The 778-nt window shown below is 40.6% G+C and carries 2 rRNA genes; both read right to left on the bottom strand.

Annotation, left to right across the window (positions count from 1 at the left end):
- Nucleotides 1-108, bottom strand: a 23S ribosomal RNA gene (locus HGO97_RS23615); the annotation flags it as partial.
- Nucleotides 109-553: 445 nt separating this feature from the next.
- A 5S ribosomal RNA gene (gene rrf, locus HGO97_RS23610) occupies nucleotides 554-671 on the bottom strand.
- Nucleotides 672-778: the final 107 nt, after the last annotated feature.

The following is a 778-nucleotide window of genomic DNA, read 5'->3' as shown; positions in this document are numbered from 1 at the left end:
TCCGGATCAAAGGGTATTTGCCCCTCCCCGAAGCTTTTCGCAGCTTATCACGTCTTTCATCGGCTCTTAGTGCCAAGGCATCCACCATACGCTCTTATTAGCATAACCAACTTGCCTCTTCCCACGGGTTGGGGAATCAGCGACACATATCTAGCGTGATATGCGTTGGCAATAGGTCAATTTTTTTGATTCGTTTTTCTTCGAATTAGTTAATGTTGTTAACATTACCTCGGATGTCTTGATTAACCTTATTGAACATTAGCAGTTCAATAAGTATAAGATATTTATCTTATTAATCATGTTATATTATCGCTTATCAGTAATAATATAACCTTTCTTTGTATGCAGTTTTCAAGGTACATATTTGACTGTTTTATCAGTCATTACATATACGAATTGCTTCGTATATCTAATCACTGGTAAAGACCAGCTATCACAACAGCACTGCCCTGCTGATTAGGTTGACGCTGACAGGTTGTAGCCTGTCGGTGTCTGTATCTATATAAAATATATAAACACTGGCAGCGAATCTGCCTTTGTTATTCTTTTTTTGATTTGGCGGCCACCTACTCTCCCACACCGTCTCCAGTGCAGTACCATCGGCCGCTTAGGTCTTAACCATCGTGTTCGGGATGGGAACGGGTGTTTCCCCTAAGCGCATCGCCACCAAAAGATTCTGTTAAAAGCGAGTTTCCTGTAAAATCTGTTCTTGATTTTCAGGCCTCTGCTTGATAACTAAACAATAGACAACCAAACTCTTTACTTCTCTCTTCCTTAG

The sequence above is a fragment of the Faecalicatena faecalis genome (assembly GCF_012524165.2).
In the GTDB taxonomy this organism is placed as follows: domain Bacteria; phylum Bacillota; class Clostridia; order Lachnospirales; family Lachnospiraceae; genus Faecalicatena_A; species Faecalicatena_A faecalis.
The sequence above is the reverse complement of the archived record's forward strand: the minus strand, read 5'-3'. Positions and strand labels throughout refer to the sequence as shown.